Origin of the sequence: Haliea sp., from assembly GCF_040221975.1 — a bacterium.
Taxonomy (GTDB): Bacteria; Pseudomonadota; Gammaproteobacteria; order Pseudomonadales; family Halieaceae; genus Haliea.
Genome location: NZ_JAVJWR010000004.1, coordinates 41,544 through 68,318, shown reverse-complemented (window position 1 = coordinate 68,318; position 26,775 = coordinate 41,544). Strand labels below are relative to the sequence as shown.

The 26,775-nt window shown below is 65.1% G+C and carries 26 protein-coding genes; 7 read left to right on the top strand and 19 right to left on the bottom strand.

The features are described from left to right. Window positions 1–251: 251 nt before the first annotated feature. Genes RLO07_RS01160 through RLO07_RS01135 form a run of 6 tightly spaced genes read right to left on the bottom strand, consistent with a single transcriptional unit; the run spans window position 252 to window position 6,149 of the window. Entirely contained in the window at window positions 252–1,253 is a 1,002-nt protein-coding gene (locus RLO07_RS01160; protein ID WP_462290297.1) for an LLM class flavin-dependent oxidoreductase, read from the bottom strand. Window positions 1,254–1,271: 18 nt separating this feature from the next. Beyond that, a complete protein-coding gene (locus tag RLO07_RS01155; protein ID WP_462290296.1) occupies window positions 1,272–2,078 on the bottom strand; it encodes an alpha/beta fold hydrolase in 807 nt (268 codons plus the stop codon). Window positions 2,079–2,082: 4 nt separating this feature from the next. After that, a complete protein-coding gene (locus RLO07_RS01150) occupies window positions 2,083–2,727 on the bottom strand; it encodes a TetR/AcrR family transcriptional regulator (protein WP_462290295.1) in 645 nt (214 codons plus the stop codon). Between the two features lie 43 nt (window positions 2,728–2,770). Further along, window positions 2,771–4,384, bottom strand: a complete 1,614-nt coding sequence (locus tag RLO07_RS01145; protein ID WP_462290294.1) for a long-chain fatty acid--CoA ligase — start codon at window positions 4,382–4,384, stop codon at window positions 2,771–2,773. 14 nt (window positions 4,385–4,398) lie between these two features. Next, the gene (locus tag RLO07_RS01140) at window positions 4,399–5,421 is read right to left on the bottom strand and encodes a phosphotransferase family protein (RefSeq protein WP_462290293.1); all 1,023 of its coding nucleotides are present in this window, start codon (window positions 5,419–5,421) and stop codon (window positions 4,399–4,401) included. Further along, window positions 5,418–6,149, bottom strand: coding sequence for an SDR family NAD(P)-dependent oxidoreductase (locus tag RLO07_RS01135; RefSeq protein ID WP_462290292.1), 732 nt, complete (start codon window positions 6,147–6,149; stop codon window positions 5,418–5,420). Before RLO07_RS01135 ends, RLO07_RS01140 begins: the two co-directional genes overlap by 4 nt. Window positions 6,150–6,335: 186 nt before the next feature. Here RLO07_RS01135 and RLO07_RS01130 point away from each other — a divergent pair, with 186 nt between their 5' ends. Then, a complete protein-coding gene (locus tag RLO07_RS01130) occupies window positions 6,336–7,634 on the top strand; it encodes an acyl-CoA dehydrogenase family protein (protein WP_462290291.1) in 1,299 nt (432 codons plus the stop codon). Window positions 7,635–7,825: 191 nt separating this feature from the next. Here the strand turns inward: RLO07_RS01130 and RLO07_RS01125 are convergent, their stop codons facing one another. From RLO07_RS01125 to RLO07_RS01105, 5 genes are read right to left on the bottom strand one after another with little or no spacing between them, the layout of a single operon-like run. Beyond that, a complete protein-coding gene (locus RLO07_RS01125; RefSeq protein ID WP_462290290.1) occupies window positions 7,826–8,341 on the bottom strand; it encodes a carboxymuconolactone decarboxylase family protein in 516 nt (171 codons plus the stop codon). Beyond that, complete coding sequence (locus RLO07_RS01120) at window positions 8,334–8,792, bottom strand: carboxymuconolactone decarboxylase family protein (protein WP_462290289.1); 459 nt, start codon at window positions 8,790–8,792, stop codon at window positions 8,334–8,336. Before RLO07_RS01120 ends, RLO07_RS01125 begins: the two co-directional genes overlap by 8 nt. 60 nt (window positions 8,793–8,852) lie before the next feature. Further along, window positions 8,853–9,272, bottom strand: a complete 420-nt coding sequence (locus RLO07_RS01115) for a DUF1330 domain-containing protein (RefSeq protein ID WP_462290288.1) — start codon at window positions 9,270–9,272, stop codon at window positions 8,853–8,855. 42 nt (window positions 9,273–9,314) lie between these two features. Beyond that, window positions 9,315–10,217 carry a fatty acid desaturase family protein gene (locus tag RLO07_RS01110; RefSeq protein ID WP_462290287.1) on the bottom strand — a complete coding sequence of 301 codons (903 nt, stop codon included), beginning with the start codon at window positions 10,215–10,217 and terminating at the stop codon, window positions 9,315–9,317. A gap of 9 nt (window positions 10,218–10,226) precedes the next feature. Next, window positions 10,227–11,510, bottom strand: a complete 1,284-nt coding sequence (locus tag RLO07_RS01105) for an acetyl-CoA hydrolase/transferase family protein (RefSeq protein WP_462290286.1) — start codon at window positions 11,508–11,510, stop codon at window positions 10,227–10,229. Between the two features lie 91 nt (window positions 11,511–11,601). On the opposite strand from RLO07_RS01105, the gene RLO07_RS01100 reads away from it, so the two are divergent. Continuing rightward, the gene (locus RLO07_RS01100) at window positions 11,602–11,964 is read left to right on the top strand and encodes a hemerythrin family protein (protein ID WP_462290285.1); all 363 of its coding nucleotides are present in this window, start codon (window positions 11,602–11,604) and stop codon (window positions 11,962–11,964) included. 3 nt (window positions 11,965–11,967) lie between these two features. On the opposite strand, the gene RLO07_RS01095 is transcribed toward RLO07_RS01100, so the two are convergent. The 3 genes from RLO07_RS01095 to RLO07_RS01085 all read right to left on the bottom strand — a co-directional run bounded on the left by RLO07_RS01095 (window position 11,968) and on the right by RLO07_RS01085 (window position 16,643). Further along, on the bottom strand, window positions 11,968–13,206 hold the full coding sequence (locus RLO07_RS01095) for an alginate export family protein (RefSeq protein WP_462290284.1): 1,239 nt from the start codon (window positions 13,204–13,206) through the stop codon (window positions 11,968–11,970). A gap of 58 nt (window positions 13,207–13,264) precedes the next feature. Then, window positions 13,265–15,004 carry a cytochrome D1 domain-containing protein gene (locus RLO07_RS01090; RefSeq protein ID WP_462290283.1) on the bottom strand — a complete coding sequence of 580 codons (1,740 nt, stop codon included), beginning with the start codon at window positions 15,002–15,004 and terminating at the stop codon, window positions 13,265–13,267. Window positions 15,005–15,089: 85 nt separating this feature from the next. Further along, the gene (locus RLO07_RS01085; RefSeq protein WP_462290282.1) at window positions 15,090–16,643 is read right to left on the bottom strand and encodes a 4Fe-4S binding protein; all 1,554 of its coding nucleotides are present in this window, start codon (window positions 16,641–16,643) and stop codon (window positions 15,090–15,092) included. A 103-nt stretch (window positions 16,644–16,746) separates the two neighbouring features. On the opposite strand from RLO07_RS01085, the gene RLO07_RS01080 reads away from it, so the two are divergent. The 3 genes from RLO07_RS01080 to RLO07_RS01070 are packed head-to-tail and all read left to right on the top strand — an operon-like array spanning window position 16,747 to window position 19,650. Then, window positions 16,747–17,097, top strand: coding sequence for a hypothetical protein (locus RLO07_RS01080; protein ID WP_462290281.1), 351 nt, complete (start codon window positions 16,747–16,749; stop codon window positions 17,095–17,097). Between the two features lies 1 nt (window position 17,098). Beyond that, a complete protein-coding gene (locus RLO07_RS01075) occupies window positions 17,099–19,189 on the top strand; it encodes a TonB-dependent receptor plug domain-containing protein (RefSeq protein ID WP_462290280.1) in 2,091 nt (696 codons plus the stop codon). Window positions 19,190–19,233: 44 nt separating this feature from the next. Next, window positions 19,234–19,650: a DUF4870 family protein gene (locus RLO07_RS01070; protein ID WP_462290279.1), complete on the top strand. Its 417-nt coding sequence runs from the start codon at window positions 19,234–19,236 to the stop codon at window positions 19,648–19,650. A gap of 27 nt (window positions 19,651–19,677) precedes the next feature. On the opposite strand, the gene RLO07_RS01065 is transcribed toward RLO07_RS01070, so the two are convergent. Genes RLO07_RS01065 through RLO07_RS01050 form a run of 4 tightly spaced genes read right to left on the bottom strand, consistent with a single transcriptional unit; the run spans window position 19,678 to window position 24,300 of the window. Further along, on the bottom strand, window positions 19,678–21,615 hold the full coding sequence (locus RLO07_RS01065) for a nitric oxide reductase activation protein NorD (RefSeq protein ID WP_462290278.1): 1,938 nt from the start codon (window positions 21,613–21,615) through the stop codon (window positions 19,678–19,680). Between the two features lie 25 nt (window positions 21,616–21,640). Further along, the gene (locus RLO07_RS01060) at window positions 21,641–22,459 is read right to left on the bottom strand and encodes an AAA family ATPase (protein ID WP_462290277.1); all 819 of its coding nucleotides are present in this window, start codon (window positions 22,457–22,459) and stop codon (window positions 21,641–21,643) included. Then, window positions 22,456–23,799, bottom strand: a complete 1,344-nt coding sequence (locus RLO07_RS01055) for a cbb3-type cytochrome c oxidase subunit I (RefSeq protein WP_462290276.1) — start codon at window positions 23,797–23,799, stop codon at window positions 22,456–22,458. Before RLO07_RS01055 ends, RLO07_RS01060 begins: the two co-directional genes overlap by 4 nt. A gap of 48 nt (window positions 23,800–23,847) precedes the next feature. Beyond that, window positions 23,848–24,300, bottom strand: a complete 453-nt coding sequence (locus RLO07_RS01050) for a c-type cytochrome (RefSeq protein ID WP_462290275.1) — start codon at window positions 24,298–24,300, stop codon at window positions 23,848–23,850. A gap of 395 nt (window positions 24,301–24,695) precedes the next feature. Here RLO07_RS01050 and RLO07_RS01045 point away from each other — a divergent pair, with 395 nt between their 5' ends. Together RLO07_RS01045 and RLO07_RS01040 are read left to right on the top strand one after the other, a co-directional pair. Next, window positions 24,696–25,145, top strand: coding sequence for an RrF2 family transcriptional regulator (locus RLO07_RS01045; RefSeq protein ID WP_462290274.1), 450 nt, complete (start codon window positions 24,696–24,698; stop codon window positions 25,143–25,145). Further along, window positions 25,142–26,023 carry a hemerythrin domain-containing protein gene (locus RLO07_RS01040; protein ID WP_462290273.1) on the top strand — a complete coding sequence of 294 codons (882 nt, stop codon included), beginning with the start codon at window positions 25,142–25,144 and terminating at the stop codon, window positions 26,021–26,023. Before RLO07_RS01045 ends, RLO07_RS01040 begins: the two co-directional genes overlap by 4 nt. On the opposite strand, the gene RLO07_RS01035 is transcribed toward RLO07_RS01040, so the two are convergent. Further along, entirely contained in the window at window positions 26,015–26,749 is a 735-nt protein-coding gene (locus RLO07_RS01035; RefSeq protein ID WP_462290272.1) for a GGDEF domain-containing protein, read from the bottom strand. The two genes, RLO07_RS01040 and RLO07_RS01035, sit on opposite strands and share 9 nt — an antisense overlap. Window positions 26,750–26,775: the final 26 nt, after the last annotated feature.

Genomic DNA, 26,775 nt, shown 5'->3' with positions numbered 1-26,775 from the left:
AACCTGGTGACGCTGTGCCGATTCCATCACCGTCAGTTACACCGCGGGTGCTTCGATATTCGCCTCAACGGCGACTCCGCGGAGATTCTGGCGCCAGATGATGGTTAGGGGCCGTGGCTTCCGACGGGAAAGAGCGCCCCCGTGAGGTTCTGGCACCGGAGGATTTTCAGCGGCAGTGAATTCCAGGGGAAAGAGCGGTCCTTGACACCCATCAGGTGCGACGCTGTATCCATGGGTTATGCCGCACTACATCAGCGCAGCCGCGGCAACACTTTCTCCGCGATGTAGCGCAACCGGCTGTTGCCGGACTCCAGTGGCTCGCCGGGGAATTGCGCCCAGAAGTGGATGTCGCTGATCATCGGGTAGTCCTTGACCAGCTTGCTCAGGTTCGCCACCGCCATGTCGGCGTCCCACAGCTCGTACAAGCCGTTCTCGATGGCGGTGAACACGTCGTCGAAAAGCGTCGCGTTCTCGGGCGGACCAAAAGCTCCCCACTTGATGTACGCATTGGTCTGGTAGAGGATGTGCTCGCCGATGCGGCGCGCTTCCGCTTCCGGGTCCTCGGCAATGATCGCCCAGCAGCCCAGCACCACGTTGCCCTGCTCCAGGGTCTTGCCCTGGTTCAGCAGCGCCTCGCAGTAGGTGTCGATGCCCAGACCGCCTGTGCAGAGGAAGCCGTCTGCAATCCGCGCCGCCCGGTCAATGGCTGGTGGCGCCATCCCGCCCAGCAGGATTTTCGGTGTGTGCACCGGCGCCGGGGTAACGCTGAGATCACCCACCGTGAAACGCTTGCCGCTGAAGTTGACCGGCTTCCCGGACCAGCTGCGGCGAATCACCTCGATGCCCTCCTCGACCAGGCTGGGACGATGCGACAGCTTGCGCCCGAACTGGTCGAACTCCAGCTGCCGGTAGCCAATGCCCACGCCGAGGTCGAATCGGCCGCCGCTGAGCAGGGATACGGTCGAGCAGTCCTCGGCCATGCGTACCGGATCGTGCAGCGGCAGCAGCATGAGGTTGGTACCGATGTGCATGTTGCGGGTGCGCGCGGCAATGGCCGCGGCAACCACCAGCGGCGAGGGTGTATAGCCGTCCTCACAGAAATGGTGTTCGGTGAGCCAGGCCGAATTGAAGCCCAGCTCCTCGGCGGCGGCGATCTGGTCGAGGCGGCTGGCATAGAACTGTTCGAAATCCTCGCGCCAGGGAGCCGGATTGCGGAAATCGTACCACAGGCCGTAATTTACAGATGATGTCATGCTTGAATTCTCCAGCGCTCAGGTGAGGTCGGCAAGAAAGGCGAGCAGGTCGCTGTTGTAGCGTTCGGCCACTTCGACGAAGGGCGCGTGGCCCACCCCCTCGTACTCCACTACCCGCGCATTGGTATTGTTGTCGCCGACCCAGCGGCAAATTTCCGGGGCGACAAATACATCCTCGCTGCCGACAAAGGAAATGATCGGCATCTCCAGGGCGGCGAGCTGCTGGCGCTGGTCCACCTGCGCCAGCTGCCCCAGGGTGACATGCGCCATGGGCGAAGCCTCGCAGAACACCTGCCACATCCAGTTGACCAGCGGCTCCCCGACATCCTTCGCACAGACCGCCTGCGACAGCCCGGCGAGGAAGCCGATGCGATCCGCCTGCAGCGCCGCCACCGTGCCGGCCATGTCCGCGTCGGTGCCACCGGCCTCAAGACCGGGCTTCTGGGTATAGATCGGTGTGGCGCCACCGGTCAGGGCCAGACCGGCGCAGCGCTTGCCGAGCCGATCCGCTGCTGCCACCGCGACCGCGCCGCCCAGGGACCAGCCGTTCAGCACGACTGATTCGAGACCCAGCTTCGCGACCAGGGCCACGACATCACCCGCTATCGCCAGGATGCCCATGTCGGCAAAATCCTTGTCTGAGCGCCCGCAGCCACGGTGGTCTATCATCACCACCCGGTGGCCCGCGGCCAGCAACACCGGCAGGGTATTGTCCCAGGCGCGGCAGCTGAAGCCCCAGCCATGAATCAGCAGGATCGCGCTGCTGCCGCTGCCGTAGTCCTCGTAGTAGACATTCTTGCCACAATCGGTCGTCAGGTAAGCCATGATTTTATTCCTTCTTGCTGAGAAGCCGTTTTATATTGGCTTCGTAGTCATTGAAGATCGCCGGCAGGTCCAGGGCATCGGCATTGACCAGCCACTGGTAGATGATGCCGAAAATAAAGGCGTTGAACTGTACCGAGAACTGCTCGGGGTTGATGATGGGATCGATCTCGCCCGCCTCGATGCCGCCGCGTACCCAGCGGGCTGCGTCTTCGCGATAGACCCGGTGGTGGTCGGCGAGTTTGCTGCGAATCCGGGAATCGTGCCCCAGGGACTCGTACCAGAGGATATACATGGCACGCATGTAGTTGGCTTCGGCAGTGAGAAAGTCACGCAGGGCATCCAACGCCGCCAGCACTGCCTCGATCCCGGTCTTGCCACCGACGTAGCTGGTCAGATGCTGCTTCCAGCGGCCATCAAAGCGCACGAACAGCTTGTTGAGGAAGCCTTCCTTGGACCCGAACCGCGAGTGTGCAAGGCCGCGGCTATAGCCCGCCAGCTCCCCGATTTCCTTCAGGGTCGTGCGCTCGGTGCCACGCTCGATAATCAGCTGAATGGCAGCCTCGAACATGCGCTTGTCCGACAATGCCGTCCGTTCCGCCTGGGTCCTGCGCCGGGCGGACACCTCTGGCTGCTTGGCCTGTGGTCTCATCAACTGTTCTCCCCGATGGCAACCTTCAGGGCGAAGGCTGCACTTATTTTATCGTTTCGATGCTGAATTCTCCGGCGGCATGCTGGAGACGCAACAGTTTCTTGTCTATTTTGCCGACACTGGTTTTCGGTATCCCGGCGACAAACGCCCAGTGCTCGGGAATCCAGAATTTTGCTACCCGGTCGCGCAGAAACGCGCGCAGCTCCGCCGCGCCGATCTCGCTGTCGGTCACCAGAATCGCCAGGGGCCGCTCCTGCCAGCGCTCGTCATCCGTCGCGATGACGGCCACCTCTACCACTGAGGGGTGCGCCAACAGCGCATTTTCCAGGTCGACCGAGGAGATCCATTCACCCCCGGACTTGATCACATCCTTGGTTCGGTCCGTCAACTGGACAAAGTGCCTGTCGTCAATGTGGCCGACATCGCCCGTGCGCAGCCAGCCATCCGCGGTAAAGGAGTCCGGCGCGCTGTCCTTGTGGTAGGCACCCGTCACCCAGGGCCCGCGCAGCTGCAGCTCACCCACATCGCGGCCATTGTGCGGCAATTCCCGGCCCTCTGCATCCACCACCCGGACCTGGATGCCGGGCACCGGGCGCCCGCTCTTGGCCCGCCAGGGGGTTTCCCCCCCCGCACCGGGATCCCGTGGCGGGTGCGACAGGTGACACAGGGGACTGGTTTCGGTCATCCCCCAGCCCTGCAACACCGGCACACCCCAGCGCTCGCGGGCGGCATCGATCAGTGCCGGCGCCACCGCGGCGCCGCCGCAAACCAGCATGCGGAAGCTGCTCATGTCGAGACCGCTGTTTTGCGAGGCGCGCAGCAGGTCCCCCAGGATCGTGGGCACGGTAGCAGTAAACGTGGGCTGGTTGGCGCGGATCATGGCCTCGATACCCGTCGCCTGCAGGTGCGGCCCGGGCATGATGAAGTCACTGCCGCTGAGCCAGCCGCTGTAGGGCAGGCCCCAGGCATTGGCGTGGAACATCGGCGGCAGCAGCAGGATACGATCGCGCTCGTTGATGCCGAAAGTGTCCGTCGCCCGCGACGCCAGCGAGTGCACGAAAGTCGTCTTGTGGCTGTAGACCACGCCCTTGGGATTGCCGGTGGTGCCGCTGGTGTAGCAGATTGCTGCCGCAGCCGTCTCGTCCAGCTCGGGCCAGTCAAAGTGACCATTTTGGGCAGCCAGCAAGGCGTCATAGTCAGTGGCCGGGATGTTGCCCAGGGCCGGGTCGGAGCCGCCCACCAGCAGGATGTGCTCGACAGTTTCCAGCAGCGGTATCACCGGCAGGAACAGCTCCTGCAGGCTGGCATCCAGGATCAGCACGCGGTTGCCGGCGTGGTTGATCACATAGGCGACCTGCTCCGGGGCCAGGCGGATGTTGACCGTATGCATCACCGCGCCCATGGAGGGTACTGCCAGATAGGCCTCCATGTGCGCCAGGTTGTTCCAGCTGAAGGTGGCGACCCGGTCGCCGCGCTCAACGCCCAGCGCCTGCAGGCCCTGGGCCAGGCGCTCGGCCCGCTCCGCCACCTGGCGGTAGGCAGTCCAGCGGGTTTCCTCGCCGTCGAACACGCCCACCCGGCTGTTGGGGAACACGGCGGCGCCGTGCTCCATAATCATCCGCACCGTCATCGGCAGGTGCATCATTGTCGCCATCATCCGGAACTGTCTCCTTACCAGCGGCCCCTGGCCGCCGCTTGCGCCTCTGCCAGCAGGGCCGGCACGTCATACTCAAGACCGCGGGCGTAGGCCGAGTCCACCTTGCCCTGGCGATACAGGGCATACGCTCCCTCGACAATCGCCGCGAGGCGCCAGAAGGCGAAACACAGGTAGAAATCAAGGTTGCCCAGGGAATAGCCGGTCGCGTTACCCCAGCGCTCCGCCAGTGCCCGCCGGCTGATGATGCCGCTGCGGCGGCTCACTGCCTGGATGTGCCGGAACCCCGGCGGATCCAGGTCGCGGGGGCCCCAGAACATGAGGAACAGCCCGAGATCGGCGAGTGGGTCACCGATGGTTGCCAGCTCCCAGTCAATCACGGCGGCCAGTCCGGGCCGGTCCGGATGCGACAGGGTATTGTCGAGGTGGTAGTCGCCGTGCACCAGGCCCACCGGGCCATCGGCAGGCAGATTCTGCAGCAGCCAGTCGGCGAGCTCCTGCAATAGCGGCAGTTCCCGCACCGGCGCCTCCGCACGCACCGACTGCCAGCGGGTGATCTGGCGCCGCAGGAAATTCTCCGGGTTGCCGAATTTCTCCAGCCCGATGTCGCGCCAGGGTGCCCGGTGAATGGCAGCCAGCTCATCGACCAGATCCTCGCCCAGGCGATTGACGCTGGCGGCTGTGTCGGGGTAAGCCGCCGGCAGGGTATCGGTAATGGCGATGCCATTGACGTGGGACACCAGCAGGAACGGCCGCCCGATAACTTCCGGGTCCTCACACCAGCCCATCACCTGCGGCGCCTTCACATGCCCCTGTATCGCCCTCAGCACCGTGGCTTCGCGCTCGATGCCGCGGTGCGACGTGGCCGAAATGGCGTTTTCCGGCGGGGTCCGCAGCACCAGGGGGCCGCTGTCGGTTTCCAGCAGCAGGGTCAGGTTGGCATTGCCACCACTGAGCGCGCGCACGACCCTGGCGCCCGGCATGCCTGCCTCCGCGGCGATCCAGGCGGCCAGCGGCTGATCAAACGGGTGGCCGCTCATCCCGGCACCCCGAAGCTGCTCAGCAGTCCTCCATCCACGGGCACGAAGGCGCCGGTCATGTAGCGGGAACGTGCAACCCACTCCACCACCTGGGCAATTTCCCCGGGCTCGCCGTAGCGCCCCAGGGGTATGGTCTTGCGCATGCCCTCCAGTGCCTTCTCCGACAGCCCGCCGGTCATCTCCGTCAGCACCAGCCCGGGGATCACCAGATTGACCGTGATGCCGCGGGCAGCGAATTCAATCGCCAGTGCCCGCGTCAGCCCGGCCAGGCCGGCCTTGGACGCGGCGTAGGCGGAGTCGCCCGGGAAGCCGCGGAAACCGACCACGGCGCCCACGTTGATGACGGCGCTGCCAGCCTCAAGGTGCGGATCTGCAGCGCGTATCACGTTGACCGCGCCGCGCAGGTTCACGTCGACAACGCTGTCCCAGTCTGCCAGCGGAATACGGCCGATACGGCCGCCGCGGTGCAACCCGGCATTGTTTACCACGACATCGATCCTGCCCCAGCGGGCGACGACCGCCGCCACTGCAGCGGTCACCGCTTCGGCGTCACTGACGTCGGCGCGACAGGCCATGCAGTCGGCCCCCAGTGCCTCCGCCAGGGACTCGACCTCAGCGCCGCGGGCCACAATTGCCACCTTGTCACCGGCGCCCAGCGCACATTCGGCGATCGCTCGACCGATGCCGCGCGACGCTCCGGTAACGAACCAGATTTTTTGGTCTACCATAATATTACGTCAACCCGAGTGAGTTTATTATTTGCTTGTTTGCATCTAACAAGTCTAAACTAGGTCCCGCTCAAGTCAAGCAAAAGTAATGTTGCCGGCGACATTGAACCGGTTACAGTGCTGGCAACACAGGCACGGCACAGCCGGCGGCCAGCAATCACAAACCCGTATTATAAGGACATCACCGTGAGTTGGAGCTTCGAAACTGACCCTGAATTCCAGCAGCAGCTGGACTGGATTGCAACCTTTACCCGGGAAGAGATAGAGCCGCTGGATCTGGTGTTTCGCGGCCCCGGCGACCCCTGGGACCCGGACTCGCCCGCCGCCAGGGCGATGGCGCCCCTGAAAGCCATCGTCAAGGAGAAGCGGCTCTGGGCTTGCCACATTGGCCCGGAACTGGGCGGAGAAGGCTATGGCCAGGTCAAACTGGGATTGATGAACGAGATCCTCGGTCGCAGCCGCTTTGGACCCAGCGTCTTCGGCTGCCAGGCACCGGATTCCGGCAACGCGGAAATTCTCGCCCACTTCGGCACCCCGGACCAGAAGAAGCGCTTCCTGCAGCCGCTGCTGGACGGCAACATCGCTTCCTGCTACTCCATGACCGAGCCCCAGGCCGGCGCAGATCCCGCTGAGTTTACCTGTACCGCCACCCGCGACGGTGACGAGTGGGTCATCAATGGCGAAAAATGGTTTGCTTCCCACGCCCGCTTCTCCGAGTTCCTGCTGGTAATGGTGGTGACCAATACCGATGTCCCGATCCACGAGGGCGCCTCCATCATCCTGGTAGAAAAGGGCACCCCGGGCATGGAAATCCTGCGCAACTCCGCCGTGGGCCCCTATGTCGAGCAGGGTGACGGCGTCCACGCCTACATCCGCTTCACAAACTGCCGGGTGCCCGCAGACAACCTGCTGGGCGAAGAAGGCAAGGGCTTCCTGGTGGCCCAGACCCGCCTCGGCGGCGGCCGTGTCCACCACGCCATGCGCAGCGTCGCCGTTCTCAAGAAGGCCATGGACATGATGTGCGAACGGGTACTCAGCCGCACCACCAAGGGCGAGCCGCTGGCCAACAAGCAACTGACCCAGGAGAAGATCGCCGACTCCTATACCCAGATCCTGCAATACCGCCTGCACGTGCTGTACACCGCCTGGCTGATCGACAAGTACAAGGAGTACAACCGCGAGGTGCGCAAGGAAATCGCCGCGATCAAGGCCGCGACCCCGAAGGTGCTGCAGGAAGTGATCTATCGCGCCATGCACCTGCACGGCAGCCTGGGCATGTCCGATGAGGTGCCGCTGATGACCATGTGGGCCAACATTCCGGAGCTGGGTGTGGTCGACGGCCCCTCGGAAGTCCACAAGATTACCGTGGCGCGCACCGTGCTGCGGGACTACCAGCCGGCACCGGGCCTGTTCCCCACCTACCACACGCCCACCCAGCGCGAAGCCGCCATGCAGAAGTACGGCCACTTTCTCGACCAGGCGTAGCAAGCCCCTCTCCGTGGGAGCTCGCAGAGCGAGCAATCTGAGGGAACTCGCTCCGCGAGCGATCTGTGGGAGCTCGCTCCGCGAGCAATCTGTGGGAGCTCGCTCCGCGAGCGATCTGTGGGAGCTCGCTCCGCGAGCGATAGGTATTTCGCCCACGGAGTGGGCTCCCACGATAGCCGGCCGGCGGGCTCCTACCGCGGCACGCTGATCTCGAGCCGCGGCATCTCCTCGGGCATTCCACCCAGCGCCACGGCGCAGCGCGAAGAACCGTTGAACCAGGCCACCAGCAGTGACAGGTGCAACAACTCTGCTTCGCTGAAAGCAGCCAGCAGCGCCTGCTGCAGTTGCTGCGAGATCCCGGCGGGATCGAGATTGTACTGGTCGACGAAGGCCACAATGAGCTGCTCCCGAGCGCTGAGGCCGGCCGCTGGGTCATCCTGCCGAATAACCTGCACCTTGTCCTCGGTGAGGCCGTCCGCAATGGCGACATCGTAGCGCACCGCCTGGCACAGCACGCAGCCGGTGTGGCGGGCATTGCGCAGCCGCGCCAGCTCGACCTCCGCGGCGCCGAGTGGCCCCGCATCCCAGATGGCTGCATTGAGCGCCAGGTAGTGGTCCAGGGTCTCCGGCACAATACCCAGCGCCGAGTCCCTGATCACATTGCCCGTATTGCCCGCCGGTGGGCTCACCCTTGCCGCATTACCCATGTTGCCTGCCCTCCGCAGGCGCTGCCTGCCAGATCAAACCCAGACGAATAAACCCGTCGAAGACACCCAGCGCCTGCAGCAGCGCCACCAGCCCCGCCTCGCCAAAATGTTGCTTGACCGCGTCGGCCTGGGCGTCGGTGATGGCGCTGCAGTCCATCGCGTGCACCTCGGTGAGTTCAAGGCAGGCTCGCTCGGCCGCGGAGAAAGGCGCTGCATGGTGCCAGTCCTGCAACTGCGCGCGCTTGTCGGCGACGACAGCGTATTCCTCGCGGGCGAAATCAGCGTCACTGCGGTGCAACTGCGCCAGCCGCAGGCGACACAGCTCCACTGTCTCCGGCGGCAGCTGCGACAGCTGGTAAAAGCTGGCGTACAGGCGCTGGAAGTTTTCCCCAATGGCGGGCAACCGATCCATGATCTGCTCCCGCGGAAGATTCCCTGCAATCCAGCTCATAGGCGGTGCTCCCTGTCTGCCGCAAACACGCAATCCCGAAATCTCGCATGCGCCCACCTGTCAACCACCGAAACCTTCCCCCGCGCTCGCATCCGCCATCCGGATCAGGCGGCTATCGGCAACGGCCAGCTGGCGGTGGACCACGGCCTTGCGATAGTCCTCGTCGGTCACCATCGCCATGAAAGCGCCGGCATCCGGGTAGCGGGCAATGAAAGCGATATCCCAGTGCTCGTCCGCGGGCCCGATCACCACACATTCGGGCCGACCGCGCCAGACGATGCTGCCCCCCAGGCGCTGGAAGATGGGGCCACTGTGGCGACCATAGCGGGCGTAGGCCTCGGCGCCGGTCACCGCCTCCCCATCGGGATAGGTCGCGGTGGGATTGAGCCGTATCAGGTTCAGCATCATGATCGGGGTGTCCCGCGGCAACGCCTTGAACTGGTCAAACTGCTCGCGGGTGGGGTCGACGTTCTTGCTCATGGATTGCTCCCTGTCTTGTTATGTTGGTAGAAACCGCAACGGTCAGGCCACCACATGCCGCAGTACCGCGCCATAGCCGCTGAAGGTGGGCACAGTATCCAGCGCCCGACGCGCCCGCAAGTGCTGCCGCAGCGCCGCCAGGCGGTAACAGGGCACGCTGGCCATGAAGTGGTGCTCGAGATGGTAGTTGACGCCGTTGGGCGCCAGCACCAGGCGCTGCCACCAGGGCGCATCCACAGTGCGCGTGTTATAGCGCGGATCCGGGTGATACAGGTCCGGCACGGCCGCATGCTCGGCAATCTGGCGCAGGCGGATGACCAGCATGTAGACGGTCAGGAAGGTGCCCAGCCACAGCAGGTAGACCCAGCCGATGCCGCAGGCCGCCAGCGCCAGGAACAGCAGCACCTGCACCAGCAGCTGGCTGACAAAGGGCCGCGCACTGGCCCGCTTCTCGCCGCTGGTGATGCCGGCGGCCCCGCGCAGGATTGCGGTCAGCAGCTTGACCCCGGTGCGGCCACTGAGGTCGCGCAGCACCTTGCGCCGGAAACTGGCGCGGGACACGGGGTAACTGGCGTAATTGGAGAGATCGGGGTCATCAGGGGTGCCGGCCAGGCGGTGATGACGCAGGTGCCCGCGGGTATAGGACGGCATGTCGTTGAACACCGGCAGCGCGCAGAGCCACTGTCCGACCAGGTCATTGAGCCAGGGGGTCCGAAACAGGGTGCGATGCCCGGCCTCATGGGTGAGCACCGCCAGCCCCAGCTGGCGCCCGGCCAGCAGCGGCACAGCCAACAGCAGCAACAGCGGGTGCGGGTACAGCCCCATCAGGGCGAAGATCGCAATGATCCCCAGCCAGTTACCCAGCACCAGCCGCCAGGCGTGCAGGTCGCTCTTGGCGGTGAAGCGGGCGATGTCCTCGCGGCTGAGATAGTCGGTGACTTTCATGCCCTGATCCTACACCCGCAGGCCGAGTGAGTCCCGCGCCTCGCGGGCGAGCTGCTCGCGAAAATCCGGGTGTGCGATGCCGATGAGGGCCGCCGTGCGCTCCGTCAGGGAGCGGCCGCGCAACTCGACCACACCGTACTCGGTGACCACGTAGTCGACCTGGGCACGGGTGGTCACCACGCCGGCACCGCGCTCAACCGCAGACACCAACCGCGACACGGTACCGTGGCGGGCCGTGCTGGGCAGGGCGATGATCGATTTGCCCCCGTCCGAGTACATGGCGCCCTGCACAAAATCGACCTGCCCTCCCACCCCGGAGTAGATGCGATAGCCCATCGAGTCGGCACACACCTGACCGGTGAGATCAACCTGGATGGCGCTGTTGATGGACATGACCTTCCGGTTTTTCGCGATGATCACCGGATTGTTGACATACTCCACATCCAGGAAGGCCACTTCCGGGTTGTCGTTGACATAGTCGTACAACCGCCGCGAACCCATGGCAAAGCTCGTCACCACGCGGCCGCGGCCGATCTTCTTGTGGGCATTGGTGACCACCCCGCTCTCCAGCAGGTCCAGCACACCGTCGGAGAACATCTCCGTATGGACGCCCAGGTCCTTGCGATCGCCGAGGCACGCCAGGGCCGCGTCGGGAATGGCGCCTATCCCCATCTGCAGGCAGCTGCCGTCTTCCACCAGGCTGGCGACGTGCTCTCCCACCTGCCGGTCGACCTCGGAAATTTCCCGGCTCTCGTGCAGAATCAGCGGCGCGGCCTCGGCGTAGGCGTAGTCGATCCGTTTGAGGTTGATGAAGCTGTCGCCATGGGTACGCGGCATGTTGGGATTGATATGGGCGATGATGCGGCCGGCCATGTCGCAGGCGGCGGCGGTGGCCTCCACGGAAATGCCCAGCGAGCAGTTGCCGTGGTGATCCGGTTTCGACACCTGGATGATGGCCGTGTCCACCCGCTGTTCACCGCGGCGGAACAGCTTGGGGATTTCCGAGAGGAAGATCGGCACATAGTCGGCCCGGCCCTGGTTGATCAGGTCCCGGGTCACCTTGCCGGCGAAGAAACAGCGGTTGCGCAGATGCCCTTCCAGCACCGGATCGGCCAGCGCTTCCGCGTGCTCCAGGTGCAGCTGCATGATGTTGACATCCTGCAGCTCCTGCGCCCGGGCAGCGATCGCGTCCAGCAAAACGGTCGGCGTTGCGGCCATGGAGTGGCTCCAGAGAAACTCTCCGGAGCCGATCGCGGCGACGGCCTCGGCGGCACTGTTGACAAATCGGGTCACTGACGGCTCCGTGGATGCTGAACCCTGGATCGGTTGTCGACATCATACCGGATTCCGGGCGCGGAGGGCTGAAAGCGACTATTCTTGAGACATGAAGAAGACCAGCGCCATCCTCTGGCAGGATGCCCAGCACCAGGTACTGTTCGAGATCCTGGACCTGATTGCCCAGCCGGACGCGGGCGATGAAGTTCTGCGCCACCTGCACGACTACAGCGAGCACCATTTTGCCCTGGAAGAGCACTATATGCTCGCCCTCGACTACCCCTGGACCGCAGACCACATCAAGGCTCACGACCAGTTCCGGGAAGAAATCGGCTCGCTGCTGGAATTGGGCGAAGACGACCCGGCCTTCCGCGCCGCCGTCTCGACCTTCCTGACCGAATGGCTGAAACGCCACGTCCTCGGTATCGACAAGGACCTGGAGGCGTTTATCCTCGCCTCCGAGCTGAAGTAGCCGCTACAGACGCAATTCGGCCAGCAACCAGGCCTTGTCGGTATCGCGATAGCCGGAGCCGCCAGCGGCGTCGAACAGCGCCAGTTTGAACTGCAGCGACAGCCGCGGGCTCACCTTCCAGCCGAGCAGCAGATCCAGCTCTTGCCCGAGGTCGCCGCTGCGCCGGTCGCTGCGGAAATCGTGGTAGACGGCAGCCCAGTTGAGCCTGCCCCGGTCTCCCGACAGCCCCAGCCAGCGATCGCGCAGACCGTCGCCGGGGGTGACCAGGAACATGTCCGCCCAGCCCTGGAACTTGTGCAGGGTGGCCAGGGGCGTGCGAAAGCTCATGCCATTGTCCGCCCCCAGCACCTCCTGCCCGGCCCGCAGCTGGGCCCCGGAAAACGCCCACCCGGCCTCCAGGTTGTGGTAGCGCGCACGGTAGTTTTCAGGGTTGGTACCGATATCCCCCTGGCTGGCCCAAGTCGCCGCCAGGTTCAGTGCCCGCCACTGGCCGCTGTACTCGAGTCCGACAGTTTCACTGGCATTGGCGACCGTCAGCGCGCTGCTGAATGAACCGCTGGGGTCGATGTCCAGCCGGTAGGCTAAGGCGGAGAGGGTATGGTCCGGATGCAGCTTCCAGCTCCCGCGCAGCAGGGCGAAGTCACCGTCCCAATCCGCGGGCTGGGCGCCGTCATCGGGGCCGAAAATCCGCTGCACCCGGTACACGTAGCTGGCATCCAGCGTCGCGAAATCGTCCCGCCACTGCAGACGCAGGCCGTCATAGGTCTGCTCGTTCTGGCGCCAGCCGACATTGCCAACGAAACGCTGGCTGCCGTGGAGAATGCGCTGACGGCCGGCGGTGGCGTGCAGGGCGCCGCGACGGTAATCCAGCTGGGCACGATTGACCTCGGTACCCTCCGGGTCCGCCACAACCGGATAGCGGCCGCGGCCATTGCGGGTGGAATTGAAGCGGTCACTGCCGACGGCGGTGACGTCGTCCAGTTCCAGTTCAAGGGCGAACCCCGCCAGTGGCGCGGAGGCGAGACTGATCCGCGAACGCAGGGTGGATGCCAGGGCCGATTCGGGCACGCCATCCTGGTCCACATGCTCAAGGCGGTAGCGGAAGTTGAGCGCCGTCGAGCCGTTGCGTACCATCCCCGAGAGACTATCGGCATCAGTATCGGGGGCGGCCCGCGCGAGCTGGGGGCAGGCAGCGCCGATCGCGAGAGTTGCGACCAGCGCACAAACATTGAATTTCAGCATGCAGTAGCGCACACAGGACTGCCGCTGGCAGCGGCAGGCCCGTATACAGACCCTCCTGTCAGTAGACGTCCTGGCGCGTGTTGTACACGTTGAATTTGCCGGTCGGAGTCACCAGGCGCGGATCCTTGATCACGTGCTTGAGGGTGCGGGTCCTGTCGTCCACCACCACGATCGCGGAGACCTGCTCCATGCCGTTCCAGACCGAGAACCAGACTTCGTCGCCAGCGGCGTTGAACTCGGGCTGAACCACTCGCGCCGGACCCTCGCCCACCCCGGCCCATTCGGCGATCGGCAGCACCTCGTAGCCGGCACCGAGATCGTCGATGTTGTAGACCGCCACCGACTGGCTGACGCTCTCCTGCGGATGCAGGGTGTTGTCGATCCACAGATTGCGGGATTTGGGGTGGGTCTTCACGAACAGGGAGCCGCCCCCCTGGGCAGAGAGGGTGCGCACGACTTTCCAGGCGTGCTCGGGGTGACCCGCCGGATCCGTGCCGATGAAAGTCACGTTCTCATTGCCCAGCGCCGAGGTTACCCATACCGGGCCGAACTCGGGGTCCTCCAGGTTGGCGCCGCGGCCGGGGTGGGGAATCTTGGTGACATCCACCAGGGCCTCGATCTTGCGCGCCTTCGAATCCACTACCGCAATCTTGTCGGACTGGTTGGCGGCGGTAAGGAAATAGCGGTGGGTGGAATCCCAGCCGCCGTCATGCAGGAAGCGGGCCGCCTCGAGGGTGGTCACCGACAGCGCGTCGAGGTTGCTGTAGTCCACCAGCAGGATCTTGCCAGTTTCCTTCACGTTGACGATGAACTCGGGATGCTCGTGGGAGGCGACGATAGCCGCCACCCGCGGCTCCGGGTGATATTCCTGGGTGTCCACCGTCATCCCCCGGGTGGAGACGATCTTGCGCGGCTTCAGGTCGGCACCGTCCATCAGCACATACTGCGGCGGCCAGTAGGCGCCGGCAATCGCGATCTTGTCCTCGAAACCCGGGAATTTGGAGGTTTCAACCGAGCGCGCCTCCAGGCCGATTTTCACCGTGGCGACCTGGCGCGGCGGGTTCATCCACAGATCAATCATGTCGATCTTGGCATCACGGCCGATGGTGTAGACATAGCGCCCGGAATGCGACGCGCGCGAAATGTGCACCGCGTAGCCGGTCTGCAGTACGGCAATGATGTCCTTGCTGTCGCCGTCGATCAGGGCGATTTCGCCGGAATCGCGCAGGGTCACCGCAAAGATGTTGTCGGTATCGTAGTCGTGCTGTGGCTGGTCGGGACGCGCGGCTTCCGGGACCAGAACTTCCCAGCTGTCCAGCATCTCGGCCATGCCCCACTCGGGCGGGGCCGGCGGCTCGTGCTGCAGGAAGCGCGCCATGATGTCGATCTGCTCGTCGGTAAAATCACCGGAGGTACCCCAGTTGGGCATGCCCGCCGGGGAACCGTAGTTGATCAACACCTTGAGAAATTCGGTGCCGCGCTCCTGGGTGATGTCCGGTGTCAGCGGCTTGCCGGTCGCGCCCTTGCGCAGCACACCATGGCAGCCGGCACAGCGCTCGAAGTAGAGCTGCGTGGCATGATCGTACTCCGCCTGGGTCATGTCCGGCGCCCCGGGTGAAATTACCCGCTTGACGTCACCCAAAGTTGTCGGCGCGCCCTTGTAGGCCATTTCACCGGGCGTGACGCCCGGGTGATCGGTCTCCTCCTGCGCCACCGCGGCGGCCACTCCCAGCCCCAGCGCGGCGGACAGCAGGCAGGCACCCGCCCGTTGCTTCCAGTCGTTTCCGGGCTTTTTCATCGTCAGCTCTCCTTTTCCGCAGCGGCAAATTCGCCGCCATAAGATGCATTTTATAGTCCTGTTTTAGTTCAGGACATGATGCAGGTCAACCCGGAGGGCTTTCCGCCGTGGCATCCGAGGCAATCACCCTGTCGGCGCCGATGCGGTTGACCTCGCGCTTCCTGCGCTTGCGCACCAGGGGTGGGCAGCGGTGTTCATCCCAGTAAGTCACCTGGCACTCGAGGCAGTAGTGGCACTCGTTGTCGACGATCTCCCCCGTCGGCCGGATGGCCGCAATCTGGCACTCATTGGCGCAGGTCTGGCAGGGGTGACCACACTCCACCCGCCGGCGCAGCCAGTCGAAGACCCGGAACCGGGTGACGAAGCTGAGCGCGGCACCCAGTGGACACAGGTATTTGCAGTAGAACTTGCTGTTGAACACAGTGACTGCCAGCAGCGCGAGGGCATAAAAAACGTACAGCGGCGGACGCTCGAAGTGCATGACGAACACGGTCTTGAAGGGCTCGATCTCCGCCATGCGTGCGGCATTGGCCATCGAATCCAGGGCCAGGCCACAGATCGCGATCAACAGCAGGTACTTGATGGCCCAGAGGCGCTCATGCAGGGCCTGTGGCAGCATGTAGCCGGCGAAACCGAGCCGCCGGGAAAGCTTTGACAGCAGCTCCTGGGCCGCGCCGAAGGGGCACAGCCAGCCGCAGTACACCCCCCGCCCCCACAGCAGGATGCTGAGGGCGACAAAGGCCCAGAGCAGGAATACCACCGGGTCCAGCAGCAGGCTGTCCCAGGAGAATCCGCCCGCCAGGTTGCGGGCGAAGCCGAGCAGGTTCACTACCGACAGCTGGCCGTGCCAGAGCCAGCCGATGAACACCACGGTAAACACCAGGTACCCCACCCGCAGGCGCTGGAAAAACGTCTTGTGCTGTACCAGCCAGTCCTGCAGAAACAGCACCAGCAGCAGCACCACCAGCGCTGCCGCCAGCACGATCACCCGCAGCCGATGCTGCTGCCAGCTCCAGTGCCAATCCGGCACTGCGGCAGCCGCGGGGCCAGTGACGGAAGCGGCCGCGGGGCCCGACACCGGTGCCGCAGGGGTCTGCGGCAGCTGTTCCCGGTAGGCCGCCAGGACATTGGCGGCGGCCTGGGTGACGGTGCGGGTAATCACCATTGCGGTGATGGTGGCGCCACTCAAGCCGTCGATGCCGACATAACCCGTGCGTCCCTGCGCCCCTACCCGGATACGGTCGTCCGCGCGCTTGCCCTCGAGCTGGGCGACAAAGGCCTGCAGATCGGCATCGGTGATGCCGATGACCAGAATCGGCTCCTGGTGCGATCGCACCCGGACACCCCGAATCAGGCCGTCGGCAGACACGCTGACCAGCAGGTTGACGGGGGATCCCGAGTAGGCGGGAATGTGGACAAAGTCGTCGGTCTGGAACAGCAGCGCAGGCGCGCCGCTGGCACCCGCCACCCGGTACAGACCGGGAACAGCGACAACCGGCTCCAGCGCGGCCGCCGCCGGCAGCAGCTGGCGCGCATCGGCCAGCGTCAGCGCCGCCAGTGACCACGATGACCCCAGCAGCAACCACAGCAGGGCTGACAAACGCAGGCAGACACGCACACTTTGCCAATGATTCCGCATGCAAGCTCCCATGAACAAGCTGTAGCCATCATAGACAGGCTCTTTTAAGATGCAAATGATGTGCATCATTTTATTGCAGCAGAGCCTGGGGTTTACTGTGCGCATGACGTTGTGGCTTGTATTCATGCTTTGCGCGCCCCTGACCGCGACGGCGAGCGACCTGGTGAACGAGCGCCTCACTGCCTCGGTCGCGGCCAGGGAGGCGCATTGGGGTGTGAACTGCCGCGCAACCCTGGCGACGCTGCATGAAGGCACCGCCAACAGCGCAGAGATTGAGGAGGCACTGACAAAATGCCGGTTCATTCACCAACCTCCCGGGGTCGCGGAAGTGGAGAACTGCCCGGATTACCGGGCCCTCCTCGCCGCTTACCGGAGCAATGACAATGAAGCGCTGCAACAGGCACTCCGCGGCGCACAGCGCTGCCCGTACCCACGACCCGCAGGTGACCACTAACATGACTGAGCGAGCATCCGGCGCGCATCCGCCCGGGCTACGTGCACTGACACTGGCCTCGGCGCTTCTGCTGGCACCGGAGCTGGGCGCTGCCGCCGGCACCGACAATCTGCTGGAAGAAGTGGTGGTGACCGCCAGCCGGGTCCAGGAGCGTCTGCTGGACAGCAGTGCCAGTATCAGCGTACTCACCCGCGAGGACCTCGCGCGCATGACCGGCACCGGCGTCGCCGACTTCCTGCGCGACGTGCCCGGGCTGCAGGTCACCGACTCCGGCCAGGCCGGCCTCAAGCGTATTCGCGTTCGCGGCGAGGCCTCCCGGCGCAGTGCCATCCTCATCGACAGCCAGGAATTGTCCGATCACAGCGAGGTCGGGACCCCGCTGACCATTCACCCGGACATGCTGGGACGCATCGAGGTGATCCGCGGCTCGGGTTCGGTCCTCTATGGCTCCAAGGCGCTCAGTGGGGTGACCAACCTGATGACGCTCAAGGGTGGCAGTGCCCCCCTGCAGGCGACGATCAAGGGCGGCTACGATGGCACCACCGGCGGCGACACCCTGTTTGCCAGCGTCCACGGCGCCCGTGACGGCTGGAGCTATCGCCTGGCGGCGGCCAACAGCGAGCACGGCCAGCGCCGCACTGCGGCGGGGCGGGCCGAAAACACCGCTTTCGACCACCGCGGCTACTACGGCTTCCTGGAGAAGACCGCCGGCAGCCACAGCCTGGGACTGACCTGGGACCGCTTCGAATCCAGCTCCGAGGTATTCGTGGAAGAGGCAGCGCGAACCACCTTCCCGCTGACCGACTTTGCCCTCAGCACGCCACAGCGGGACCGGGAACGCTTCAGCCTCGACTACCAGTTTGAGCCAGGACAGGGCCCGCTGGACCTGCTGACCCTGTCCACATTTACCCAGGAAAGCCTGCGCACTTTCATCAGCAATACCGAAACCGTCTGGTACCAGCGCGACATCGACACTCGCGGCACGCTGCGCAGCGACGGTCTGCTGCTGCAGGCAGACTGGCAACCGCTGGGCGGGCACAGCCTGATCACCGGACTGCAGTACAGCGATGACAATGTCAGCCAGCAACGCGCGGTGGCAACCCGCTCCTGGGTGCCCGCGATCGCCGCAAGCGGCAGCGAACGGATTGACGACGCCGCCACCATTCGCACCGTGGCGGCCTTTGTCCAGGACCGCTGGGCCCTGGGCGACCACCTCACCGCCATCATCGGCGCACGCTACTACCGGGTCGACGGCAAGCTTGACTACAGCGACCGCCCCGAGCTGGTGGCGACCACACTGGACTCCGACCGCCACCTGGTCGCCTCCGCCGGCCTCAACTGGGCCCCGCAGCCGGACAGCGTCTGGCGCCTCAATATCTCCGAGGGCTACCTGTACCCGTCGCTGATGCAACTCGCCACCGGGGCCTATGCCGGTTCCAGCTTCGTCAACCCGGCGCGGACCCTGGAACCGGAGACCAGCATCAACTACGAACTCGGCTGGCGCCTGATGAGCGGCTCCTGGACCGTCGACACGGCACTGTTCTACTCGGATTCCCGCGACTATATCGACCATCTGTTCTGCCGCCCGCAGGACCAGTGCCCGGACGCGGGCGACAAGATCTACCGCAATATCGGCGCGTCCAGTGCCAGCGGACTGGAGCTGTACCTCAGCTGGCAGAGTCCCGACCGGCGGACACGCCCCTATCTCAACCTGACCTGGATGCAGCGCGAGAATGACTTTGGCGATTTCGCGACCCGGGACACCGGCATCCCCGCGGTGGCCGGCCGCGCGGGGGTGGTGCTGGAACCCGGGCTGGGTGGTCACTGGTCCTCCCTGTGGGCGGACCTGTACCTGCGCGGCGAAAGCGCTTCCAGACTGGAAGAGCCAGGTTCGCGCGGGATCGTGGTCAGCGAGCGCAGCGGCTGGGCCACGCTGAACGCGGCCCTGGGCATGAACCTGGGGCCGGGAGAGGACCTGCTGCTGGCGCTGGAACTGCACAACCTGCTGGACCGCCGCTATCGGGAGTCCAGCGAAAACCTGCTGGCCCCCGGCCGCGGGATCTCGCTCAAAGCCACCTGGCACATCAACTGACCGCGGAAACACGATCGGCGGGCCAACGGCAATAAAGGGGTGACATGACAGCAGCGGACAACAGCGGCGCAGGATTAGAGAGGCGCGCCAAGGATGCGCCGGGCAGAGGCGCAGCCATCATCATCTACGGCCTCTACCTCGGCGCCATCATGACGGTCGTCACGCTGCCAGTGGGCGCGCTGCTGGCGCACTACAAGCTGGGGCGCGGGGCCGCCTGGGTCGATTCCCACTTGCGCTTCCAGATCCTCACCTTCTGGCTGCTGCTGCTGGCATCCGCTGGCGCCGTGGTGATCTGGCAGCTGCTGGGGAAACTGGCGGTACCGCCGCTGACGGCGTGGACTTTTGGCTACCTGTATATCACCGCCGCGGTCGCCTGGTACATCGGCCGCTGCGGCGCCGGCATTCACCGCCTCACCGGCAACGAACCCATTGCCAAACCCTACAGCCCGCTATTCGGCTGAGTCCGCCCGGGGACCACAAACACGCACTCAGTGGGTCACCAGCTGCCGGTAGATGGCCGGCAGCGCGGTCGCCAGGTGCTCGGGCCGGAACACGACGGCATAGCCACCGCGGCCGAAAATGCGCGGGAAATAACCCTGGGATTCGCGGTCGATGGTCACGGCGAATACCCGCACTCCCGCCCGGCGTGCCTCCAGCACCGCGCGCCGGGAATCCTCCACCGCGTAGCGGCCCTCGTAATAGTCCGTGTCATTGGGCTTGCCATCGGTCAGCAGCAACAGCAGTCGGTGGCGGTTGCCGCAGTCGGCGAGGCCGCGGGTGAGGTGACGGATCGCCGTGCCCATGCGGGTGTAGTGGCCCGGCCGCAGGGCGGCGATGCGCTGCTCTACCTGCCCCCCCATCGGTTCGCGGAAGTCCTTGAGGGTCGTCAGCCAGACCCGGTCGCGGCGCTTCGAGGTAAAACTGTGGATACTGTACTCGTCGCCACAGGCGCTCAGGCCATGGGCCAGTACCAGCAGCGCCTCCTGTTCGATGTCGATCACCCGGCGGTCATCCACCCAGGCCTCGGTGGAGAGGGAGACATCCACCAGGATGGATACCGCCAGGTCGCGTTCCAGGGTGCGGGCATCGGCGAACAGGCGGTCGCTGCTGCTGCCCGCGGCCCGCTGGTCGGCGTGGGCCCTGACCACGGCGTCGATGTCCAGTTCGCTGCCGTCGAGCTGGCCGCGCAGCAAGACCCGCCGCGGACGCAGGGCCTCGAACTGGCGCCGCACCCGGCGGATACGCTGCTGCATGGCCGCGTCCGGTTGCCAGGGTTCCGCCGCGGCTTCCTGCTGGCCGGTGAGCACGGTGCAATGGTCCGGCAGGTGCGCCTGCAGGCGATAATTCCACTCCGGGTAGGTCACCGCCGCCTGCGCGGGGGCACCGGTCACTTCTCCCGGCGGCAGGTCCAGCTCCATGCGCAGCCGCGCCGCCGCCTGTTGCCGGTGCGGGCTGAGGGTGATTTCCTCCAGCTGCTCGGCGGCCTTGCCCGCATCCTCGTCCTCCTCGTCATCCACCAGGCGGTTGACGTTGACCATCTCGGCAAAGGACAGCATTTTTTCGAAGCGATTGAAAATCAGCGAGTCGTCGCGCTCCGCCTGGTCCTGGTGGCGGCGACTGGCCTTGCGCTTGCCGCCATTGTCGTCGCCGCTGGCAGGGGCCTGATCCTGCTGCTCTTCTTCCTCCCCCTGCTCCGCGATGGCGCGGGTACCGAGGCTGAAACTGGTGGCCCACAGGGGCACCGGCAGCGGCGGCCGGTAGCCCCTGGGCGCCTGTACACCCGCTACCGGTACCGACGGGCTGGACACCAGCATCACCAGCTGCGCTGCCAACGCCGGCTGCTCGCCGCGGTCGCCCAGGGCATGGCGGATGACAAACTCCAGTGCCTGTTCCGTGACCGGCAGCGGACGCCGCGGGCGAATTGCCAGCAGGGCCTCGCGGAGACGCTGGTAGCGTGCGCGAAAACCGGGCAGCTCGCTGCAAACCCGCTCCGCCGCCAGCAGGGCCGCGCGCAGCGCCAGCAGGTCGGCCTGCAGGGGGTCGGTGGTGGCGTCGACCGGTTCCAGCGCCGCCGCGTGGGCCGCCAGCCAGAAATAGAGTTCCCGGTTCAGGGCCCGCTCGGGAAACAGGCCGATGACGGGTGGCAGCAGCAGGGATTCCTCGTCGATACGGGCCTGGTCCAGCCGCTCCCGGTCGAAGCCCAGGCGCTGTCGCAGGCGCAGGCGGTGGCCCGACTCGCGGGCCGCCATGGCGCCGAGCGCAGCACTGCCTTCACCGCCCACGGCGCGAAAGAAAACGGCCAGCACCGGGGCGGTCTCCTCCAGGCTGACCGCGGCCGCGGCATGGTGGGGCCAGGAACCGGCGGCGGAGGCCCAGCGATGCCAGTAGCGCCCGACCAGCTCTTCCAGTTCGAGAAAGTGCAACATGGAATCCGCCCCCGGGCGCGCCGGTTCAGTCGCCGCCGAAGGCCATGGTGACAAGCTCCAGCAGAGCCTCCTGCACGTCGGGCTCGTCGGTCAGCGGCTCCACCAGGGTAGCGCGGGCGGCCTGCATGACCGGCAGCCCCGCCGCGATCAGGGTGGCACAGTAGATCAGCAGCCGCGTGGACACCCCCTCCTCGAGGTCCTGCCCCTTCAGCGCCCGCAGGCGCTGCGCCAGGCCCACCAGGGCACGGCAACGCGCCGCTGCCAGCCCGCTCTCCCGGGACACGATCGCCACCTCCTGGTCCAGCGGCGGAAAATCGAAGGTGCTGGAAACGAAACGCTGGCGAGTACTGGGCTTCAGGGACTTGAGGACATTCTGGTAGCCCGGGTTGTACGACACCACCAGCATGAATTCCGGCGGCGCCTGCAACAGTTCACCGGTGCGCTCCAGCGGCAGCAGGCGGCGGTCATCGGTGAGCGGGTGCAGGATCACGGTCACGTCCTTGCGCGCCTCCACCACCTCGTCCAGGTAACAGATACCACCTTCGCGCACCGCGCGGGTCAGGGGGCCATCGACCCAGCGGGTTTCCCCTTCCAGCAACAGGAAACGGCCGGTGAGATCCGCGGCGGTAAGATCGTCGTGGCAGGAAATGGTAAACAGGGGCCGCCCGAGCCGCGCCGCCATGTGCGCCACGAAACGGGTCTTGCCGCAGCCGGTCGGCCCCTTCAGCAGCAGCGGCAGGCCGTGGCGCCAGGCGTGCTCGAACAATGCGCATTCGTCGCCCACCGGCTCGTAATACGGCAACTCCCCCGCTTGCTCCGGCATCGCGGCGACCTTCACTGTCACGCTGCCGTCAGCGCGGTATCGCCTTCGGGCAGCTCTTCCCGCGCGGGTCCGAACACCGCATACAGGAACAGCATCGCGGCGATGGCCACCACCACACCGGCGCCAAGGCGCATGTAGTAGAACAGAACCAGCTGCTCCTGCACCTCCATGTAGTTCATGCCCAGCACCCGCTGCAGATGGGTCTGGACCACCCCGGCGAAGGTCAGGGTAAAGGTCATGAAACACATGGCCGAAGTCATCAGCCAGAAGCTCCACATGTTGAGAATCTGGTTGAAGGGCTGTAGCCGGCGCAGCTGGGGCATGGCGTAGGTAATGACCCCGAGGACCATCATCACATAGGCGCCGTAGAAAGCGAGGTGGCCGTGAGCCGCGGTGACCTGGGTGCCGTGGGTGTAGTAGTTGACCCAGTGCAGGGTGTGCATGAAGCCCCAGACGCCGGCCCCGAAAAAGGCCACCGTGGCGCTGCCCAGGGTCCAGAGCATGGCGCTCTTGTTGGCGTGATTGCGACGGCCCTTCCAGAACATGTAGAAGGCAAACATCACCATGGCGAAGAACGGCGCCACTTCCAGGGTGGAAAAGAAACTGCCGACAGGCTGCCAGTACCCGGGCGCGCCGATCCAGTAGTAGTGGTGTCCGGTGCCCAGCAGGCCGGAAAACAGCGCCAGGCCGATGATGACGTACAGCCACTTCTCAATGATCTCGCGATCCACCCCGGTGAGCTTGATCAGCAGGTAGGCGAGCAGGGACGCCATGATCAGCTCCCACACACCCTCGACCCAGACATGCACGATCCACCACCAGTACAACTTGTCCACAGCCAGATTGGACGGGTTGTAGAAGGCGAAGAACCAGAATATCGCCGCCAGCCACAGGCCCAGCATGAGGATGGTGTTGATCGCCGTCTTGCGCCCCTGGTACAGGGTAATGCTGGTGTTGTAGAGAAACAGCAGAAAGGAGATCGTGATCAGGATCTTGGACCACAGGGGCTGCTCGAGAAACTCCCGGCCCTCGTGGATACCGAACTGGTAGCTGATGAGCGCACCGGCGCCGGCCACGGCGAAGATCGCCAACTGCACATAGGCGATCATCGGACTGTGAATGTCCCGCTCGGCCTCCTCCGGCAACAGGAAATAGGTACAGCCCATGAAGCCCATCAGCAACCAGACTATGAGCAGGTTGGTATGACTCATGCGCATGACATGGAACGGTACCAGATCCACCATGAACTCGGGCAGGACATAGACCATGGCGGCAAGAATGCCGAAGATCACCTGCAGCGCGAACAGCGCCATGGCCACTGCGAAAAAGGGTAAAGCCACCCGCTGGGTTTCGTATTTCATCGTTGTGTCCTCTGCCTGCTTGCCTGCCCGATCTGCCGGGTCATGTATTCAGCCCGCCGGGTGTGGCGGCCAGCCCTGGGTATCGATGGAGTCGGCCCAGCGGAAAAAGTCCACCAGGTCGTCCAGCTCTTTTTCGCTTATCTCGAAATAGGGCATCTGTCGGCGCCCTGGCACATTCAGGGGCTGCGCCTTGATCCAGCCCTTGATGCCGGCGCGGGCCGCCGCGGGATTGTCGCGGCCGCCGTAGCGGGTCCAGACGTTGCCCAGCTCCGGCGCAAAGTAGGCCCCTTCACCGAGTATGGTGTGACAATTGATGCAGCTGTGCTGCTCCCACACATGCTTGCCGGCCGCGACGGTGTCCGTGAGCCCCTCCCTGTCGGTGGAGACATTCACCATGTACCAGTGGCTGTGTGCAGTGAGTGCAGCAAAGACCAGAAAGAAAAACAGCGAGCCGCCAAAAAAGATATTGCGCGCCGCCGAGCGTGTCAGCGAATCCATCATGGTACCTTCCCCCTGCTCCCGCTGAACTTCCCGGAATGGGAGGTCGCCGCCAGAGCTGCTGTCGATAACTCGTATTTTATATGCATGTTATGGATTTTCACACCGATGGCCGGCAGCGGTCAACCACTGCCCATCATGCAGCCGGCCGGCCTGGCAGGCCGCCAGCGGCTATCCGCCAAAAGCCTGATCCAGATCAACCCGTTGCCGGACCCAGAGGCGCGATGATGCACAGTGGAGGCAGCAGCACAGGGAGTGGCTCGCTGTTATTGGTGCAATATTGCCGCTAGAATGCCGCTTCCCGGCGGTCGAGCCCGCGGGCATGACCCCAACCCCGCTCCCTTTCCAGCGGCCACAGCCACCGACGATGGTGGCCTGTTTCACGGCAAGGCTCACAGATGCGTTTGACCCAATACACCGACTTCGCCCTGCGCACCCTGATCTACCTCGCGGTGGACGCCGGCCGCCGCCACACCATTCGCGATGTGGCGGATGCCTACGGCATTTCGCGGCACCACCTGACCAAGGTAGTGCAGCACCTGCACCACCACGGTTTCGTGGATGCCGCCCGCGGCAAGGGCGGTGGCCTGACCCTGGCGCGTCCCGCGGCGGACATTGTGGTGGGAGACGTATTCCGCAAGATGGAGACCCCGAGCCCACTGGTGGAATGCTTCGATCGCAATGGCAACTGCGCGATACAGGGCAACTGCGGCCTGACCAGGGCCCTGCGCGAAGCCTTGGAGGCGTTCGTGACGACACTGGACGGCTACACCCTGGAAGATCTTGTTGACAACCGGCAACGCCAACTGCGGGAACTTCTCCGTATTCCCCTTGTGGAGCGCCCATGAACGACCGACACAACAGCCCCCCCCTGATCGCCACGTTGCTGGCAGAGCATGTGCACCTGACGCACATCACCGAACTGATGGCCGCGCAGCTGCAGGCCCTTGCCAGCGACGCGCCAGCCGACAGCCATGTGCTCTATGAAATCATGTCCTACATGGTCGACTGGGCCGATCGCTACCACCATCCACGGGAGGACCTGATCTATGGCCGCGCCGCGGAACTGGACCGGCAGCTGGCCGATGACGTCGACAGCCTGCAGCGCCAGCACGACGCCATGGCCGACAAGGCGCTGGCCCTGCAGCAGCTGATCGCCGACTGGCGCCGGGGGGCTGCCGACAGTGACGCAGTGGTCGCTGCCGGGCGCGCCTACATTGACCACAGCCTTGCCCACATGCGCAGTGAAGAGGAGCTGGTGTTCCCCCGGATCGAAGCCGTGCTGACCGCAGCGGACTGGCTGGAGCTGGAGCTGGATGATCGCCTGCGCCCCGCCAGCGACCCGGTGTTCGGGCCCAGAATCGACCGCGAGTTCAGGAACCTGAGACGCAAGCTGCGCCGCGGGGCACGTCGGCGTATCGAGCAGGGGGTGCTGGCGGAGTGGACTGGCCTGGAGGCCGTGCTGGAATCGCTGGAAGTGCTGGGTATCGCCAATCAGAGCGCAGCGCAGGCAACCGCCGAGACGCTGCGCACATCGCTGAGCGATTCACTGCGCATTCTGCGCGAGACGCCGCTGACCGCCGTCCCCCGCTGCGCCATCAACAACACCCGCCTCGGCGGCCGCTGGCTGGGCACTGTGACTGATATCGCCGGTGACGCCGTGACGGACCTGGCGCGGATCAAGCGCGAGCGACGCCGGCAGCTGGAAAAGCTGAAGTCAGCCTGAGACAGCCGTCGCCGGGGCCGCCAGCGCAGAGGATGACTGTCGCTCTGGCACTTCCTCCGCCAGCACGATCTGGTTGCGCCCCCCACCCTTGGCCCGATACAGCGCACTGTCGGCCTGGTGATAGAGAGCTTCTGCCGACATGTCGGCGGCGAACAGCGCCACCCCGATACTGCAGCTGACTGTCAGGGGCGGGTCCAGTTCCGGAAACTCGAGCGCGGCTATATGCTGACGCAAGCGCTCGGCAATCAGCGCCCCGGCCCCCAGGGTGGTCATGGGCAGCTGCACGGCGAACTCTTCACCACCGAGGCGCCCCACGCTATCCGACCGTCGCAGCCGGGCCTGCAGGCTATCGGCGATGTCCACCAGGACCTTGTCGCCCACGGTGTGGCCGTAGGTGTCGTTGACCTCCTTGAAATGGTCGACATCCAGCACCGCCAGACACAGCGGCTGCCCATGCCTCGACGCCATTGCAATGTTGCTGTCCAGCACTTCGAAGAAGTAGCGCCGATTGGGAATATGGGTGAGATGATCGGTGCGCGACTCCTCCCGCAACAGCGCCGTCAGAAGCCGTTGGCGGCGGTACAGCACCAAAACGACAGCCAGGGTCAGAGCCATCATTGCCAGCAGCACAGTCAAGGTCGTTTCGGTGACCGTGGCGCCCAGCAGCATTTGTGCCGCTGCGGCCGGGGCGAACAGGAGCAGCGGCAGCGCCCACCACCCGCCCACCGCAGGCGAGTGGCGCCACCGTCTCC

Excerpts from the sequence above, each read along its gene's own strand:
- RLO07_RS01065 (WP_462290278.1), bottom strand. The coding sequence starts at position 21,615 with ATGTTGCACTTTCTCGAACTGGAAGAGCTGGTCGGGCGCTACTGGCAT.
- RLO07_RS01050 (WP_462290275.1), bottom strand. The coding sequence starts at position 24,300 with ATGATGGATTCGCTGACACGCTCGGCGGCGCGCAATATCTTTTTTGGC.
- RLO07_RS01110 (WP_462290287.1), bottom strand. The coding sequence starts at position 10,217 with ATGAAAGTCACCGACTATCTCAGCCGCGAGGACATCGCCCGCTTCACC.
- RLO07_RS01085 (WP_462290282.1), bottom strand. The coding sequence starts at position 16,643 with ATGCGGAATCATTGGCAAAGTGTGCGTGTCTGCCTGCGTTTGTCAGCC.
- RLO07_RS01160 (WP_462290297.1), bottom strand. The coding sequence starts at position 1,253 with ATGACATCATCTGTAAATTACGGCCTGTGGTACGATTTCCGCAATCCG.
- RLO07_RS01125 (WP_462290290.1), bottom strand. The coding sequence starts at position 8,341 with ATGGGTAATGCGGCAAGGGTGAGCCCACCGGCGGGCAATACGGGCAAT.
- RLO07_RS01045 (WP_462290274.1), top strand. The coding sequence starts at position 24,696 with ATGCGTTTGACCCAATACACCGACTTCGCCCTGCGCACCCTGATCTAC.
- RLO07_RS01090 (WP_462290283.1), bottom strand. The coding sequence starts at position 15,004 with ATGAAAAAGCCCGGAAACGACTGGAAGCAACGGGCGGGTGCCTGCCTG.
- RLO07_RS01100 (WP_462290285.1), top strand. The coding sequence starts at position 11,602 with ATGAAGAAGACCAGCGCCATCCTCTGGCAGGATGCCCAGCACCAGGTA.
- RLO07_RS01120 (WP_462290289.1), bottom strand. The coding sequence starts at position 8,792 with ATGAGCTGGATTGCAGGGAATCTTCCGCGGGAGCAGATCATGGATCGG.
- RLO07_RS01075 (WP_462290280.1), top strand. The coding sequence starts at position 17,099 with ATGACTGAGCGAGCATCCGGCGCGCATCCGCCCGGGCTACGTGCACTG.
- RLO07_RS01040 (WP_462290273.1), top strand. The coding sequence starts at position 25,142 with ATGAACGACCGACACAACAGCCCCCCCCTGATCGCCACGTTGCTGGCA.
- RLO07_RS01140 (WP_462290293.1), bottom strand. The coding sequence starts at position 5,421 with ATGAGCGGCCACCCGTTTGATCAGCCGCTGGCCGCCTGGATCGCCGCG.
- RLO07_RS01150 (WP_462290295.1), bottom strand. The coding sequence starts at position 2,727 with ATGAGACCACAGGCCAAGCAGCCAGAGGTGTCCGCCCGGCGCAGGACC.
- RLO07_RS01055 (WP_462290276.1), bottom strand. The coding sequence starts at position 23,799 with ATGAAATACGAAACCCAGCGGGTGGCTTTACCCTTTTTCGCAGTGGCC.
- RLO07_RS01095 (WP_462290284.1), bottom strand. The coding sequence starts at position 13,206 with ATGCTGAAATTCAATGTTTGTGCGCTGGTCGCAACTCTCGCGATCGGC.
- RLO07_RS01080 (WP_462290281.1), top strand. The coding sequence starts at position 16,747 with ATGACGTTGTGGCTTGTATTCATGCTTTGCGCGCCCCTGACCGCGACG.
- RLO07_RS01135 (WP_462290292.1), bottom strand. The coding sequence starts at position 6,149 with ATGGTAGACCAAAAAATCTGGTTCGTTACCGGAGCGTCGCGCGGCATC.
- RLO07_RS01145 (WP_462290294.1), bottom strand. The coding sequence starts at position 4,384 with ATGATGGCGACAATGATGCACCTGCCGATGACGGTGCGGATGATTATG.
- RLO07_RS01155 (WP_462290296.1), bottom strand. The coding sequence starts at position 2,078 with ATGGCTTACCTGACGACCGATTGTGGCAAGAATGTCTACTACGAGGAC.
- RLO07_RS01115 (WP_462290288.1), bottom strand. The coding sequence starts at position 9,272 with ATGAGCAAGAACGTCGACCCCACCCGCGAGCAGTTTGACCAGTTCAAG.
- RLO07_RS01070 (WP_462290279.1), top strand. The coding sequence starts at position 19,234 with ATGACAGCAGCGGACAACAGCGGCGCAGGATTAGAGAGGCGCGCCAAG.